The organism is Cellulomonas sp. GTC20042 (assembly GCF_055389595.1).
The window spans coordinates 2,394,238-2,408,538 of record NZ_AP043678.1 but is presented as its reverse complement, the minus strand read 5'-3'; the positions used below and the strand labels follow the sequence as shown (position 1 = coordinate 2,408,538).

13 protein-coding genes are annotated in these 14,301 nt (G+C 74.4%); all 13 read left to right on the top strand.

The features are described 5' to 3' along the window. Positions 1-154: 154 nt before the first annotated feature. Complete coding sequence (gene rpsA / locus ACZ5HG_RS11215) at positions 155-1,645, top strand: 30S ribosomal protein S1 (protein WP_464176213.1); 1,491 nt, start codon at positions 155-157, stop codon at positions 1,643-1,645. A gap of 215 nt (positions 1,646-1,860) precedes the next feature. Continuing rightward, positions 1,861-3,768, top strand: a complete 1,908-nt coding sequence (locus ACZ5HG_RS11210) for an ABC transporter ATP-binding protein (protein ID WP_464176211.1) — start codon at positions 1,861-1,863, stop codon at positions 3,766-3,768. Further along, positions 3,765-5,708 carry an ABC transporter ATP-binding protein gene (locus tag ACZ5HG_RS11205; protein WP_464176209.1) on the top strand — a complete coding sequence of 648 codons (1,944 nt, stop codon included), beginning with the start codon at positions 3,765-3,767 and terminating at the stop codon, positions 5,706-5,708. The genes ACZ5HG_RS11210 and ACZ5HG_RS11205 overlap by 4 nt, the downstream gene beginning before the upstream one ends. Positions 5,709-5,834: 126 nt before the next feature. Next, positions 5,835-6,248, top strand: a complete 414-nt coding sequence (gene hisI, locus ACZ5HG_RS11200) for a phosphoribosyl-AMP cyclohydrolase (RefSeq protein ID WP_464176207.1) — start codon at positions 5,835-5,837, stop codon at positions 6,246-6,248. Beyond that, the gene (locus tag ACZ5HG_RS11195) at positions 6,245-7,852 is read left to right on the top strand and encodes an anthranilate synthase component I (protein ID WP_464176205.1); all 1,608 of its coding nucleotides are present in this window, start codon (positions 6,245-6,247) and stop codon (positions 7,850-7,852) included. The genes hisI and ACZ5HG_RS11195 overlap by 4 nt, the downstream gene beginning before the upstream one ends. Positions 7,853-7,878: 26 nt before the next feature. Further along, positions 7,879-8,634: a Trp biosynthesis-associated membrane protein gene (locus tag ACZ5HG_RS11190; protein ID WP_464176203.1), complete on the top strand. Its 756-nt coding sequence runs from the start codon at positions 7,879-7,881 to the stop codon at positions 8,632-8,634. A gap of 44 nt (positions 8,635-8,678) precedes the next feature. Continuing rightward, positions 8,679-9,017 (top strand): HGxxPAAW family protein, encoded by a 339-nt coding sequence (locus ACZ5HG_RS11185; protein WP_464176201.1) that lies wholly within the window; start codon positions 8,679-8,681, stop codon positions 9,015-9,017. A gap of 105 nt (positions 9,018-9,122) precedes the next feature. Beyond that, positions 9,123-9,668, top strand: coding sequence for a DUF4190 domain-containing protein (locus ACZ5HG_RS11180; RefSeq protein ID WP_464176197.1), 546 nt, complete (start codon positions 9,123-9,125; stop codon positions 9,666-9,668). Positions 9,669-9,670: 2 nt separating this feature from the next. Further along, the gene (locus ACZ5HG_RS11175; RefSeq protein ID WP_464176195.1) at positions 9,671-10,111 is read left to right on the top strand and encodes a DUF2752 domain-containing protein; all 441 of its coding nucleotides are present in this window, start codon (positions 9,671-9,673) and stop codon (positions 10,109-10,111) included. 209 nt (positions 10,112-10,320) lie between these two features. Continuing rightward, positions 10,321-11,136, top strand: coding sequence for an indole-3-glycerol phosphate synthase TrpC (trpC, locus tag ACZ5HG_RS11170; RefSeq protein ID WP_464176193.1), 816 nt, complete (start codon positions 10,321-10,323; stop codon positions 11,134-11,136). Positions 11,137-11,194: 58 nt separating this feature from the next. Beyond that, the gene (gene trpB / locus ACZ5HG_RS11165; RefSeq protein ID WP_464182143.1) at positions 11,195-12,478 is read left to right on the top strand and encodes a tryptophan synthase subunit beta; all 1,284 of its coding nucleotides are present in this window, start codon (positions 11,195-11,197) and stop codon (positions 12,476-12,478) included. After that, a complete protein-coding gene (trpA, locus tag ACZ5HG_RS11160) occupies positions 12,475-13,302 on the top strand; it encodes a tryptophan synthase subunit alpha (protein ID WP_464176191.1) in 828 nt (275 codons plus the stop codon). The genes trpB and trpA overlap by 4 nt, the downstream gene beginning before the upstream one ends. Next, positions 13,302-14,177 carry a prolipoprotein diacylglyceryl transferase gene (gene lgt / locus ACZ5HG_RS11155; RefSeq protein ID WP_464176189.1) on the top strand — a complete coding sequence of 292 codons (876 nt, stop codon included), beginning with the start codon at positions 13,302-13,304 and terminating at the stop codon, positions 14,175-14,177. Before trpA ends, lgt begins: the two co-directional genes overlap by 1 nt. Positions 14,178-14,301 lie beyond the last annotated feature (124 nt).

Here is a 14,301-nt window from a genome sequence, read left to right as displayed (position 1 = left end):
GTCGCCGGTGTGGCGTGCCCGCGTGTGGTCCGAGAGGACCACCGGGGAGCGTCCCGCCGGTGTTCGCACCGCTGTCCCGGGCTGTCACGCGACCTCGCGTGCCGGTCCCTCCCTGTCCGCACTACGTTCTGTCCGCATCGGAGCCCATCCCTACATGAGCATCTCCACCCCCGCCAAGACCGGCACCCCGCAGGTCGCTGTCAACGACATCGGTTCTGCCGAGGACTTCCTCGCCGCCGTCGACGCCACCATCAAGTACTTCAACGACGGTGACATCGTCGAGGGCACCATCGTCAAGGTGGACCGCGACGAGGTCCTGCTCGACATCGGCTACAAGACCGAGGGCGTCATCCCGTCCCGCGAGCTGTCCATCAAGCACGACGTGGACCCGGGCGAGGTCGTCAAGGTCGGTGACGAGGTCGAGGCCCTCGTCCTCCAGAAGGAGGACAAGGAGGGTCGTCTGATCCTGTCCAAGAAGCGCGCCCAGTACGAGCGCGCCTGGGGCACGATCGAGAAGATCAAGGAGGAGGACGGCGTCGTCACCGGCACCGTCATCGAGGTCGTCAAGGGTGGACTCATCCTCGACATCGGCCTGCGCGGCTTCCTGCCCGCCTCCCTCGTCGAGATGCGTCGTGTCCGCGACCTCCAGCCGTACGTCGGCAAGGAGATCGAGGCGAAGATCATCGAGCTCGACAAGAACCGCAACAACGTGGTCCTGTCGCGCCGTGCCTGGCTCGAGCAGACCCAGTCCGAGGTCCGCTCCACCTTCCTGCAGACCCTGCAGAAGGGCCAGGTGCGCCCCGGTGTCGTCTCCTCGATCGTCAACTTCGGTGCGTTCGTGGACCTGGGCGGCGTGGACGGGCTCGTGCACGTCTCCGAGCTGTCCTGGAAGCACATCGACCACCCGTCCGAGGTCGTCGAGGTCGGCCAGGAGGTCACGGTCGAGGTCCTGGACGTCGACTTCGACCGCGAGCGGGTCTCCCTGTCGCTGAAGGCGACGCAGGAGGACCCGTGGCAGGCGTTCGCCCGGACGCACGCCATCGGCCAGGTCGTCCCCGGCAAGGTCACCAAGCTCGTCCCCTTCGGCGCGTTCGTGCGCGTCGAGGACGGCATCGAGGGCCTGGTGCACATCTCGGAGCTGGCCGTGCGCCACGTCGAGATCCCGGAGCAGGTCGTCCAGGTCGGCGACGACGTCTTCGTCAAGGTCATCGACATCGACCTGGAGCGTCGCCGCATCTCGCTGTCGCTCAAGCAGGCGAACGAGGGCTTCGACCCGACCTCCGAGGACTTCGACCCGGCCCTGTACGGCATGGCGGCGGAGTACGACGAGGAGGGGAACTACAAGTACCCCGAGGGCTTCGACCCGACCACCAACGAGTGGCTCGAGGGCTACGAGACCCAGCGCGAGGCCTGGGAGGCGCAGTACGCCAAGGCCCACGAGCGCTGGGAGGCGCACCGCAAGCAGGTGCTCGACGCCGTGCAGGCGGACGCCGAGGCGGCTGCGGGCGGCGGCGACGCCGTCTCGTCCTCCTCGACCACCTCGAGCTCCAGCTCGTACTCCTCGGCCCCGGCCCAGGAGGCGACCGGCACGCTCGCGTCGGACGAGGCCCTGGCCGCGCTCCGCGAGAAGCTCACCGGCAACTGAGCAGGTAGCCGCCGCCGGGCTCGCCCGGCATCGGTCCCACGGGCCGGTCACCCTCTCGGGTGGCCGGCCCGTCGGCGTTCCCGGGGTCGCCGGAATGGGCGGGCCCGGTGTCGGTGGCCCGTGCGAGGATGACGACAGGTCCACCGCCCGCGCACAGCGTCGGAGCGTCGTCCCGGACCGCGCCACCCACCCGCCCGCTGATTCGAGGTCCTGCTGTGCCCCCGCGCCCCACGCCGCGCCGTCCTGCGCTGCTCACCGGATCGGTGCTGCGTCGATCGGCGCTGCTGATCGGCCGGGGCATCGCCTCCCAGCCGCGCACCTACGTGCTGGCGATCGGCACCTCCGCCCTGTTCGGCGCGCTGACCGTCGCGGTCAGCCGGGTGCTGGGCTGGGCCACCGACGAGGTCGTCGTCCCGGCGATCGGCGGCTCGGAGCAGGCGCAGGGGCGGATCTGGCTCGCCGGGGGCGTGCTGGCGCTGGTCGCGCTCTCGCTGGCGCTGTCCGTCGCGGGCCGGCGCGTGTGGGCCGGCATCGGCGTGTCGGACCAGCAGGCCGGCTTCCGGCGCGGCGTGACCCGCCAGTACCTGCGCCTGCCGATGTCGTGGCACCGTCGGCACCCCACCGGTCAGCTGCTGTCCAACGCGTCGGCGGACGTCGAGGCGGCCACCGGCGTGTTCAACCCTCTGCCCTTCGCCCTCGGCGTCGTCGTGATGATCGGCGTGGCGGCGGTGGCGCTGCTCACCACCGACGTGTGGCTCGCGCTGGCGGCGCTGCTGGTGCTGCCGGCGGCGGTGGTGGCGAACCTGGTGTTCCAGCGCCGGATGTCACCGGCGGCCACGCGCGCGCAGGAGCTGCGCGCCGAGGTCGCCGACGTCGCGCACGAGTCCTTCGAGGCGGCGCTGCTGGTCAAGTCGCTCGGCACCGAGGACCGCGAGGAGGTCCGCTTCGCCGGCCAGGCGCACGCGCTGCGCGCCGCGAACGTCCGCGTCGGCGTGGTGCGCGCCTACTTCGACCCGGTGATCGACATGCTGCCGAACCTCGGCACGCTGCTGGTGCTGCTGGTCGGCGTCGCCCGCGCGTCCTCCGGGGCCGTCGGCACCGGCGACATCGTCTCGGCCGCCTACCTGCTCACGCTGATGGCGGTGCCCGTGCGCGCCTTCGGCTGGGTGCTCGGCGAGCTGCCGCGCGGCCTGGTCGGCCACGAGCGGGTGGCCCGGGTGCTGGACGCCGAGGGCGAGCTCGCTCCGGGGGACCGGCCGCTGGCACGCACCGCGCACGGCGCCCGGCTCCGGATGTCCGGCGTCGGCGTGCGGGTGCCCACCGCCGCGGGGGAGATCGACCTGCTGCGCGACGTCGACCTCGACGTCGCCCCCGGTCGCGTGGTCGCGGTGGTCGGCGCCACCGGCTCCGGCAAGACGACCCTGGTCTCCCTGGTGCCCCGGCTCACCGACCCGAGCACCGGCACCGTCGAGGTGGACGGCGTGGACGTGCGGGACCTGCGGCCGGACGACCTCACCGACCAGGTGGTGCTCGTCGGCCAGCAGACCTTCGTCTTCGAGGACACCGTGCGCGGCAACGTCACGCTGGCGGACGCCGGCGACCCCGACGCGCCGAGCGACGCGCAGGTGTGGGAGGCGCTGCGCCTGGCGCGGGTGGACGGCGTCGTCCGTGACCTGCCCGGCGGCCTGGACGCCCCGCTGGGCGAGCGAGGCTCCAACCTGTCCGGCGGGCAGCGCCAGCGGCTCGCCATCGCCCGCGCCCTGGTGCGGCGTCCCCGGCTGCTGGTGCTGGACGACGCCACCTCCGCCGTTGACCCACGCGTCGAGCAGGCGGTGCTCACCGGCCTGCGCGAGGCCCAGGGCGACGGACCGACCGTGCTGCTGGTCGCCTACCGGATGTCCTCGGTGCTGCTCGCCGACGAGGTGCTGCACGTCGCCGGCGGACGCGTGGTCGACCACGGCACCCACGCCGAGCTGCTGGCCCGCGACCCCGGCTACCGCGAGCTGGCCACCGCCTACGAGCAGGAGTCCGCCCGCCGGGCCGCCCGCGCCGCCGACGCGGCGGACGACCCCGATGCCGACGGCGACCCCGACGACCTGGACCTCGAGGAGGCCACCCGATGAGCGCCGCGACGGACCACACCCTCGGCGCCACCGAGCAGCTCGGCGTGCTCGGCACGCTGCGCCGAGGCGTCCAGGTGTCCCCGCAGCTCGTGCAGGGGATCGGGCTGACCTTCCTGCTGGCCGTGCTCGCGGCGGTCGGCAAGGTCGTCGTGCCGGTGACCGTGCAGCAGACGATCGACTCCGGCGTGCTCGCCGAGGGCGGTCCGGACGTGCGCCGGGTGGCGCTGCTGGTCGCCGCCGCGGTGCTCGCGCTGGTGGCCGGCGGCCTGTGCTCGGCGCTGGTCAACGTGCGGCTGTTCCGTGCCTCGGAGGCCGGCCTCGCCGAGCTGCGGGTGCGCGCGTTCCGGCACGTGCACGACCTGTCCGTGCTGACCCAGAACACCGAGCGGCGCGGGTCGCTGGTGTCCCGGGTGACCTCGGACGTCGACACGATCTCGCTGTTCGTGCAGTGGGGCGGGATCATGCTGCTCGTCTCCACGCTGCAGGTGCTGGTCGCGACCGTGCTGATGGCGATCTACTCCTGGCAGCTCACCCTGCTGGTCTGGGCGTGCTTCCTGCCGCTGGCGTTCGCGCTGCGCCCCTTGCAGAGCCGGGTCAACCGGGCCTACACCCGGGTGCGGGAGCGGGTCGGCGCGATGCTGGGCGCGGTCTCCGAGGCGGTGGTCGGTGCCGAGACCATCCGCGCCTACGGCGTGCAGCGTCGGGTGCAGCGCAAGATCGACACCTCGATCACCGCCACCCGCGACGCGCAGGTGACCGCGCAGAACACCGTCGCCCTGGTGTTCTCCTCCGGCGTGCTGGTCGCGAACCTCGTGCTGGCCGTGGTGGTGGTCGCCGGGACCGCGCTGGGCGTGGCGGGGGACCTGTCCGTCGGCGCCCTGCTCGCGTTCCTCTTCCTGGTGCAGCTGTTCACCGGGCCGGTGCAGCAGGCGACCGAGGTGCTCAACGAGCTGCAGAACGCGGTCGCGGGCTGGCGGCGCGTGCTCGGCATCATCGACACGCCGGTGCAGGTGGCCGACCCGGGCGCGGACGGCGTGCCCTCGCCGCGCGGCCCCGCGCACGTGCGGCTGGAGGGCGTCGGCTTCGCCTACCCCGCTGGCCCGCCGGTGCTGCACGACGTGCACCTCGACCTGCCGGCCGGCGCGTCGGTGGCGGTGGTCGGGGCGACCGGCTCCGGCAAGACCACGATCGCCAAGCTCGTCACCCGCCTGATGGACCCGACCCACGGCGCGGTGCTGCTGGACGGCGTCGACCTGCGCCGCGTGCGCCCGGCCGATCTGCGCCGCCGGGTGGTGATGGTGCCGCAGGAGGGCTTCCTCTTCGACACGACCCTGGCGGAGAACCTCTCCTACGGTCTGCGTGACGAGCCAGAGACCGAGTCCGGCATCGGGCGCGGCCCGAGCGCGGGACACCGGCCGGGTGCCGGGCGTGCAGCGGGCACCGGGCACGCAGTGGGCGCCGGACACGCAGCGGGCACCGGGCACGCAGCGGGCACCGGACCAGCAGCGACCACCGCCGACGAGCACGCCGTGCTGCGCGCTGCCCTGACCGAGCTCGGCCTGGCCGACTGGCTCGCCGAGCTGCCCGGCGGCCTGACCACCCCGGTCGGCCAGCGCGGCGAGTCGCTGTCGGCGGGGGAGCGGCAGCTCGTGGCCCTGGCCCGCGCCTACCTCGCCGACGCCGACCTGCTCGTGCTGGACGAGGCGACCTCGGCCGTCGACCCGGCGACCGAGGTGCGGATCGCCCGCGCGCTGGACTCGCTCACCTCCGGGCGCAGCACGATCACCATCGCGCACCGGCTGTCCACCGCGGAGGCCGCCGACCTGGTGGTCGTGGTGGACGCGGGCCGCGTCGTGGAGTTCGGCCCGCACGCCGAGCTGGTGGTCGCCGACGGCGTGTACGCGCGGATGCACGAGGCGTGGATGGCGCAGACCCGCTGACGCGGGCCGGCGGCTGGGTGGTCACCGGCGCGCGCGGAGCGGTGCCGTGCCTGCGCGCGCCCCTGCCGTGCGCCGCCCCGCGGACGCCCCGCCACGCCCCTCCCGCGCACGTGGGAGGATCGGCGGGTGGCAGACACCGGCACCCTCTCCCCGGCACCCCGCACCCCGTCCGCCCTCGACCCGGCCGTGGCCGCGCGCCTCAAGCGCGACGCCGCGGGCCTCGTCGCCGCGGTCGTGCAGCAGCACGACACCGGCGAGGTCCTCATGGTCGGCTGGATGGACGACGAGGCGCTGCACCGCACGCTGACCAGCGGTCGCGTCACGTTCTGGAGCCGGTCGCGCGAGGAGTACTGGCGCAAGGGCGACACCTCCGGCCACGCCCAGTTCGTGCAGTCGGTGGACCTGGACTGCGACGGCGACGCCCTGCTCGTGCGGGTGGACCAGGTCGGCGCGGCGTGCCACACCGGCACCCGCACCTGCTTCCAGGCCGGCGGATCGCTGGGCGCGGTCGTCGGCACCCGTCCGGAGGAGACCCGATGACCGCCCCGACCGCCGAGCACCCCGCCACCACCCCTGACGGCCCCGCGCTGCCCGGCGGCGTGGCCGCGGTGGACGTCGCCTGGGGTCAGACCTGGCCCTCGGTCGCGGACTTCCGCACGCTGGCGGCCGACCGTCGGGTGATCCCGGTGGTCCGCCGGCTGCTGGCCGACGACATCACCCCGGTCGGGCTGTACCGGCGCCTGGCGGCGGGCCGTCCGGGCACCTTCGTGCTGGAGTCCGCCGAGCAGGACGGCTCGTGGTCGCGCTGGTCCTTCGTCGGCGTACGGTCCCGCGCGACGCTGACCGTCCAGGACGGCCGCGCGGTGTGGACGGGCGACGTGCCGGTGGGCGTGCCGCAGGACGGTGACCCGATCGAGGTGCTCGACGGCACGCTGCGCGTGCTGCGCACCCCCGCCGTGCCCGGGCTGCCCCCGCTGACCGGCGGGCTGGTCGGCTCGATGGGCTGGGACGTCGTGCGGCACTGGGAGCCGACGCTGCCGGCGTCGGCGCCCGACGAGCTCGGCGTGCCGGAGATGACCCTCTGCCTGGCCTCGGACCTCGCGGTCACCGACCACCACGACGGCTCGGTGTGGCTGATCGCCAACGCGATCAACTTCGACGGCACGGACGCGCGGGTGGACGAGGCGCATGCCGACGCGGTGGCGCGGCTGGACGCGATGCAGGCGGCCCTGGCGGCGCCGGTGGCCTCGGACGTGGCCGTGCTCGGCGACGTCGAGGTGCCCGAGCTGGAGTTCCGCTCCACCCGCGAGGAGTACGAGCAGGCGGTCGCGACCGGTCAGGAGGCGATCCGGGACGGCGAGGTGTTCCAGGTGGTGCTCTCCCAGCGCCTCGACCTGGACTGCCCGGCGGAGCCGCTGGACGTCTACCGCGCCCTGCGCACGATCAACCCCAGCCAGTACATGTACTACCTCCAGCTCCAGGACGCCGTCGGCCACGACTTCGCGATCGTCGGCTCCAGCCCGGAGACGCTGGTCAAGGTCAACCGGGGGCACGTCACCACGTTCCCGATCGCCGGTTCCCGCCCGCGCGGCGCCACCCCCGAGGAGGACCGGGCGCTGCACGACGCGCTGATGGCCGATCCCAAGGAGCGCGCCGAGCACCTGATGCTGGTCGACCTGTCCCGCAACGACCTGGTCAAGGTCTGCGAGCCGGCGTCGGTCGAGGTGGTCGAGTTCATGGCGGTGCGCCGGTTCAGCCACATCATGCACATCTGCTCGACGGTGGTCGGTCGGATGCGGGCCGGGGCGACCGCCCTGGACGCGCTGCGTGCCACCTTCCCGGCGGGCACGCTGTCGGGCGCGCCGAAGCCGCGCGCCATCGCCCTGATCGACCAGATCGAGCCGGCCCGTCGCGGCATCTACGGCGGCACGGTCGGCTACTTCGACCTGGCCGGTGACATGGACATGGCGATCGCGATCCGCACGGCGCTGATCCGGGACGGCCGGGCCAGCGTGCAGGCCGGCGCCGGGATCGTCGCCGACTCCGTGCCCGACGCCGAGTACCGCGAGTCGCGGGACAAGGCCGCCGCCGCGGTGCGGGCCGTCCAGCTCGCCTCGCGCCTGCACCGGCCGGCCGCGGGCTGATGGCCCCGCGCGCCCGTGGTCGCTGGGTGGTGCTGCTGCTCCTGCTCGCGGGGGTGGTCGGGCTCAGCGCCCTGCCGACCTGGGTGACCGCCACCGCGACCGCGCCGGTCACCGGGGACGTCGCGGTGGCGGTCAGCGGCTCGCAGGCGGCGCCGGGCGTGGTCGCGGCCGCGCTGGTGCTGCTGGCCGCCGCCGGTGCGGTCGGCCTGGTCGGTCGGTTCGGGCGCTGGGTGGTGGTGCTGGTGGTCGCCGGGGCGGGTGTGCTCGTCACCTCCTCGGCGCTGGCGGCGCGCAGCGGTGCCCGCACGACCGCCGAGCGGCTGGCCGCCGACCGCACGGGGGTGGCCCGCCTGGTCGACGACCCGGTGGTGGCCGTGTGGCCGCTGGTGGTCGCGGTGCTGGGCGTGCTCGTGGTGCTCGCCGCGGTGGCGCTCGCCCGTGCCTCGGCGCGCTGGGCCCCGCCGTCGTCCCGGCACGAGCGCGCGGGCGCGAGCGCAGGCACGACGCTCGGCAGTGCGTCCGCGGGCAGCCTGTCGACCGGCACCGCGGACTCCGGTCCAGCGGGCGCGGCCGCCGGTGGCACGGCCGACGGCGCCGCGATCGACGGCCCCGGTCCCACCGACCCGGCGCGTCCCGACCCGCGTCCCGCCCCGGGCGCCGGGCCCGATCCCGCCGCCGAGCCGGCGCCCGCCGAGCCCGCACCCTCCGCCGCGCCCGCTCCGACGCCCGACGACGAGCGCGCCACCTGGGACGCGCTCAGCCGTGGGGACGACCCGACCTGACCGCGTCGGCTAAGGTGACGACACCTCGTCAGAAAGGTTCTCCGATGGCCGAGCAGACCGTGCCCGCCTCCGTCGCCCGCACCACCCCGGTGGCGCGGCCGGGTGCCTCCGCGGTGCAGCACACCCCGCGCATGGAGTCCCTGCGGCTGCCCCCGACGGCCCCGCCGACCAACCACGGCCGCACGCCGGCCGCGTGGACGACCACCTACGTGGTCCTGGTCGGTGCGCTGCTCGCGGCGCTCGCGATGATCTTCGCGACCGTCTGGCTCTTCTGGGCCGGTCTCGGCGTGGTCGTGCTCGGCGTCGTCGTCGGCAAGGTGATGGCGGTGCTCGGCTACGGCAAGGGCGGTTCCCGCCTGACCGCCGGGGCGCACGGCCACTGATCCCTCGGCCGCGGTCGTCCCGGCGGGCCGCCGTGGACCACCCCTGCCCGCCGTCGGTGCCGGCCGCTAGCCTGGGCTGACGCACCCGTGACGAGGAGACAGCCGATGTCCACCCCGAACCCGCCCTCCGACCCCTACGGTCAGCCGCAGCAGCAGCCGGGCCAGCCCGAGCAGCCGGCTCAGCCGCAGTACGGCCAGTACGCCCCGCAGGACCCGAGCGGTGCCCCGCAGCCGGGCGGCTACCCGCAGTACGGCCAGCAGGGCCAGCCCGCCGACCAGCCATACGGCCAGCAGCCGTACGGGCAGCAGCCCTACGGTCAGGCGCCGGCGTACCCCGCCTACCAGGGCCAGCCCTACGGCGGCCCGGTCTACGGCTACCCGAAGAACAGCCTCGCGATCTGGTCGCTGGTGCTCGGCATCGCGGCCTTCGTGCTGAGCTGCGGCTTCCTCACCGGCATCCCGGCGGTCATCGTCGGCAACAACGCCAAGAAGGCCGTCGCGCGCGGCGAGGCCAACAACGGCGGCATGGCCACCGCCGGCATCGTCCTGGGCTGGGTCTCGATCGTCCTCGGCGTGCTCAGCCTGGTCTGGCTGTTCGGCTTCGGCGGCCTGGCCTGGTACATGGACACGCTCGACCTCTCCGGGTCCTGAGCATGACGAGCCCGGCGGGGACCCGGACGTCCTCGCCGGGCGTCGTCGCCCGCCTGCACGCCGCCCGTGGCCCGTTGCTGGTCGCGGGGGTCGTCGCGGCGGGCGCCGTGGCGCTGGTCGCCGTCGACCCGCACAGCCCCGGGTCCTGGGGCGTCTGCCCGCTCTACGCCCTGACCGGCCGGTACTGCGCTGGCTGCGGCGGCCTGCGGGCCACGCACGACCTGCTGGTCGGCGACCTCGCCGGGGCGTGGTCGATGAACCCGCTCTGGGTGCTCGTGGTCCCGGTGCTGGTGGCGCTGTGGGCGCGCTGGGCCGCACGGTCGTGGCGCGGGAGGCCGACCGCCGCCCCCTCGGCCGGCACCGCGGTGCTGCTCGGCGTGGTCGTGGTCGCCTACTCCCTGCTGCGCAACGTCCCGGCGCTCGCCCCCTGGCTGGCCCCCTGAGCCACCGCCCTCGGACCGCCGCCGGACCGCGCCCGGTCCCACCGGCTGGTCCCGTGGTCGGACCTGTCGCCGCGCGCCTCTACGATGGCCGAGGTGGTCGACGGTGGCCCTCGCCCGGGGCGTGGGGGCCGCAACCGTCGGCCGGAGGTCCCTGGGGCCACCGCACCTCGGGTGCGCCGAGGTCCGAGCACGGGGGAGATGAGGCGTCGATGGCTACTGTTCTGGACGACATCGTCGCGGGAGTCCGCGAGGACCTCGCGGTGCGCGAGGCGGCCACGCCGCTGAGCGCCCTGAAGGAGCGCGCCGCCCGGGTGCCGGAGGCCAAGGAGTGCGTCTCGCGGCTGCGGCTGGAGGACGCCGTCACCGTGATCGCCGAGGTCAAGCGGTCCAGCCCGAGCAAGGGCGCGCTGGCCGCGATCACCGATCCGGCCGCGCTGGCCGCCGAGTACGAGAAGGGCGGCGCGTCCGTCATCTCCGTGCTCACCGAGCAGCGCCGGTTCAAGGGCAGCCTCGCCGACCTCGACTCGGTGCGCGCCGCCGTGGACATCCCGGTGCTGCGCAAGGACTTCGTGGTCACGCCGTACCAGGTGTGGGAGGCGCGCGCGCACGGCGCCGACCTGGTGCTGCTGATCGTGGCGGCGCTGGAGCAGACCGTGCTGACCTCGCTGGTGGAGCGGGTGCACTCCCTCGGCATGACCGCCCTGGTCGAGGTGCACGACGCCGAGGAGGTCGCCCGCGCGGTGGACGCCGGTGCCCGGATCGTCGGCGTGAACGCCCGCAACCTCAAGACCCTCGAGGTCGACCGCGGCACCTTCGCCCGCGTCGCCCCCTCGATCCCGAGCGACGTGGTGCACGTCGCCGAGTCCGGCGTGCGCGGCCCGCACGACGTCATGGACTACGCCCGGGCCGGCGCCGACGCGGTGCTGGTGGGCGAGGCCCTGGTCACCGACGACGCGCCGCGTCAGTCGGTGGCCGACCTGGTGGCGGCGGGCTCGCACCCGTCGCTGCGCCAGGTCCGCCAGTAGCAGCACCCAGCAGCACGAGGAGGAACCGGTGACCGAGGATCGGACGGCGCGCGGCGGGATCACGCCCCCGGCGCTGACGGGCGGCGGGCCGCTGGCCACGCACGCGGGCCCCTACTTCGGCGACTTCGGCGGACGGTTCGTCCCCGAGGCGCTGGTGGCGGCCCTGGACGAGCTCGACACCGAGTTCCACAAGGCGCTGGCCGACCCGACCTTCGGCGCCGAGCTGGCCCGGCTGCACCGCACGTACACCGGGCGCCCGAGCCCGCTGACCGAGGTGCCCCGCTTCGCCGCGCACGTGGCCGAGGGCGTGCGCGTCTTCCTCAAGCGCGAGGACCTCAACCACACCGGCTCGCACAAGATCAACAACGTGCTCGGCCAGGCCCTGCTGGTCAAGCGCATGGGCAAGACCCGGGTGATCGCGGAGACCGGTGCCGGTCAGCACGGCGTCGCCACCGCCACCGCCGCCGCCCTGCTCGACCTCGAGTGCGTGGTCTACATGGGCGAGGAGGACACCCGGCGCCAGGCGCTGAACGTCGCGCGGATGCGGCTGCTCGGCGCCGAGGTGATCCCGGTGTCGATCGGCTCGCGCACCCTCAAGGACGCGATCAACGAGGCGCTGCGCGACTGGGTCGCGAACGTCGACTCCACGCACTACCTGCTCGGCACGGTCACCGGCCCGCACCCGTTCCCGGAGATGGTCCGCGACTTCCACAAGCTGATCGGCGAGGAGGCCAAGGCCCAGCTCGCCGCCGAGATCGGCCGGCTGCCGGACGCCGTCGCGGCCTGCGTGGGCGGCGGCTCGAACGCCATGGGCATCTTCAACGCCTTCCTGGACGACCCGGCGGTCCGCCTGTTCGGCTTCGAGGCCGGCGGCGAGGGGATCGACTCCGGCCGGCACGCCTCGCGGTTCAGCGGCGGCCTGCCCGGCGTGCTCCAGGGCACCCGCTCCTACCTGCTCCAGGACGAGGACGGCCAGACCCTGCCCAGCCACTCGGTGTCGGCGGGCCTGGACTACCCGAGCGTCGGCCCCGAGCACGCGTGGCTGCACGACATCGGCCGCGCCGAGTACCGCCCGGTCACCGACGACGAGGCGATGGAGGCCTTCCGGCTGCTCTGCCGCACGGAGGGCATCATCCCGGCGATCGAGTCCGCGCACGCGCTGGCCGGTGCGATCCAGCTCGGTCGTGAGGCGGCCACCTGGGCGCCGGCGGACGGCAGCGAGCCGGTGATCCTGGTGAACCTGTCCGGGCGTGGTGACAAGGACGTGGCGACCGCCGCGGCGTGGTTCGGCCTGATCGAGGACGAGCCCGTGGTGCAGGCGAGCGAGGGAGAGCAGCTGTGAGCGCGACCGCGACCACCCTGGACCGCCTGCGGGCGGAGGGCCGTGCCGCCCTGGTCGGCTACCTGCCGCTCGGCTTCCCCGACGTCGCCGCCTCGGTGCGCGCCGCGACCACCATGGTCGAGGCGGGCGTGGACGTGGTCGAGCTCGGTCTGCCGTACTCGGACCCGGTGATGGACGGCCCGACCATCCAGCACGCCGTGGAGCGGTCGCTGGCCGGCGGCACGCGGGTGCGTGAGGTCTTCGGGGCGGTCGAGCAGATCGCCGCCACCGGCGCGCCGGTCCTGGTGATGACCTACTGGAACCCGGTGCTGCGCTACGGCGTGGACGCCTTCGCCCGTGATCTGGCCGCCGCCGGCGGTGCCGGGCTGATCACCCCGGACCTGATCCCGGACGAGGGCGCCGACTGGATCGCCGCCTCCGAGGCCACCGGTCTCGACCGCGTCTTCCTGGTCGCGCCGTCGTCCACGCCGGAGCGGCTGGCCATGACCGCCGCCGCCTCGCGCGGCTTCGTCTACGCCGCCTCCACGATGGGCGTCACGGGGGAGCGGACCACCGTCGGCGACCGCGCCGAGCAGCTGGTGGCCGACACCCGCGCCGCCGGTGCCGAGCACGTCTGCGTCGGCCTGGGCGTCTCGCGCCCGGAGCAGGCCGCCGACATCGCGCGCTACGCGGACGGGGTGATCGTGGGCTCCGCCCTGGTGCGGGCGCTGGCCGACGCCCCGGACGAGCGGTCCGGTCTGGACGCGCTGGCCGGTGTCGCGGCGGGTCTGGCCGACGGCGTGAGGGGTGCACGACGCGTCGTCGCACAGGGGTCGGGGTCGTGATGATCCCCGCCGCCATCCCGAGCCCCGCCGAGGGCGTCTGGTACCTCGGTCCGGTGCCGCTGCGCGCCTACGCCTTCGCGATCCTCGCCGGCATCGTGATCGCCGTGCTGCTCACCCAGCGACGGTGGCGCGAGCGCGGGGGAGACCCCGACCAGGTCCTCGAGATCACCTTCTGGGCGGTGCCCTTCGGCATCGTCGGCGGGCGGCTCTACCACGTCATCACCTCGCCGGCGGCGTACTTCGGCGAGGGCGGCGACCCGTGGAAGGCCTTCGCGATCTGGGAGGGCGGCCTCGGCATCTGGGGTGCCGTCGCGCTCGGTGCGGTCGGTGCGTACATCGGCTGCCGTCGGCTCGGCGTGTCCTTCCCGGTGTTCGCGGACGCGCTGGCCCCCGGGCTGCTGATCGCGCAGGCGGTCGGCCGGCTCGGCAACTGGTTCAACCAGGAGCTGTTCGGCGGCCCGACCACGCTGCCGTGGGGCCTGCAGATCGACGACGCGCACCTGCCCGCCGGCTTCGAGTCCGGCACGCTGTTCCACCCGACGTTCCTCTACGAGCTGCTGTGGAACCTCGCCGGCGCCGCGCTGATCATCTGGCTCGACCGTCGTTGGCGGCTCGGTCACGGCCGCGTGTTCTGGCTCTACGTGGTCGTCTACACCACCGGCCGGCTCTGGATCGAGCTGGTCCGGATCGACCCCGCGAACACGTTCCTGGGGCTGCGGATCAACGTGTGGACGTCGATCATCGTGGGCCTCGGCGCGCTGGTAGCGTTCGTCGTCGTCGGACGTCGTCATCCTGGACGCGAGACCACCACCCTCCTGACGGCCGGCACGACGGCTCAGGACGACGAGGTGGCGGAGCACGACAGCACCCGCTGACCGCGGGTCCGCGTGTGACCCACCTCACTCGATGCGAGAACGGTGCCAGTGTTTCCGGCATGTATCGTTCCGCCACACGCCCGGGCCGATGACGTCCCAGCCCCCCACAGATCGAGTCAGACCC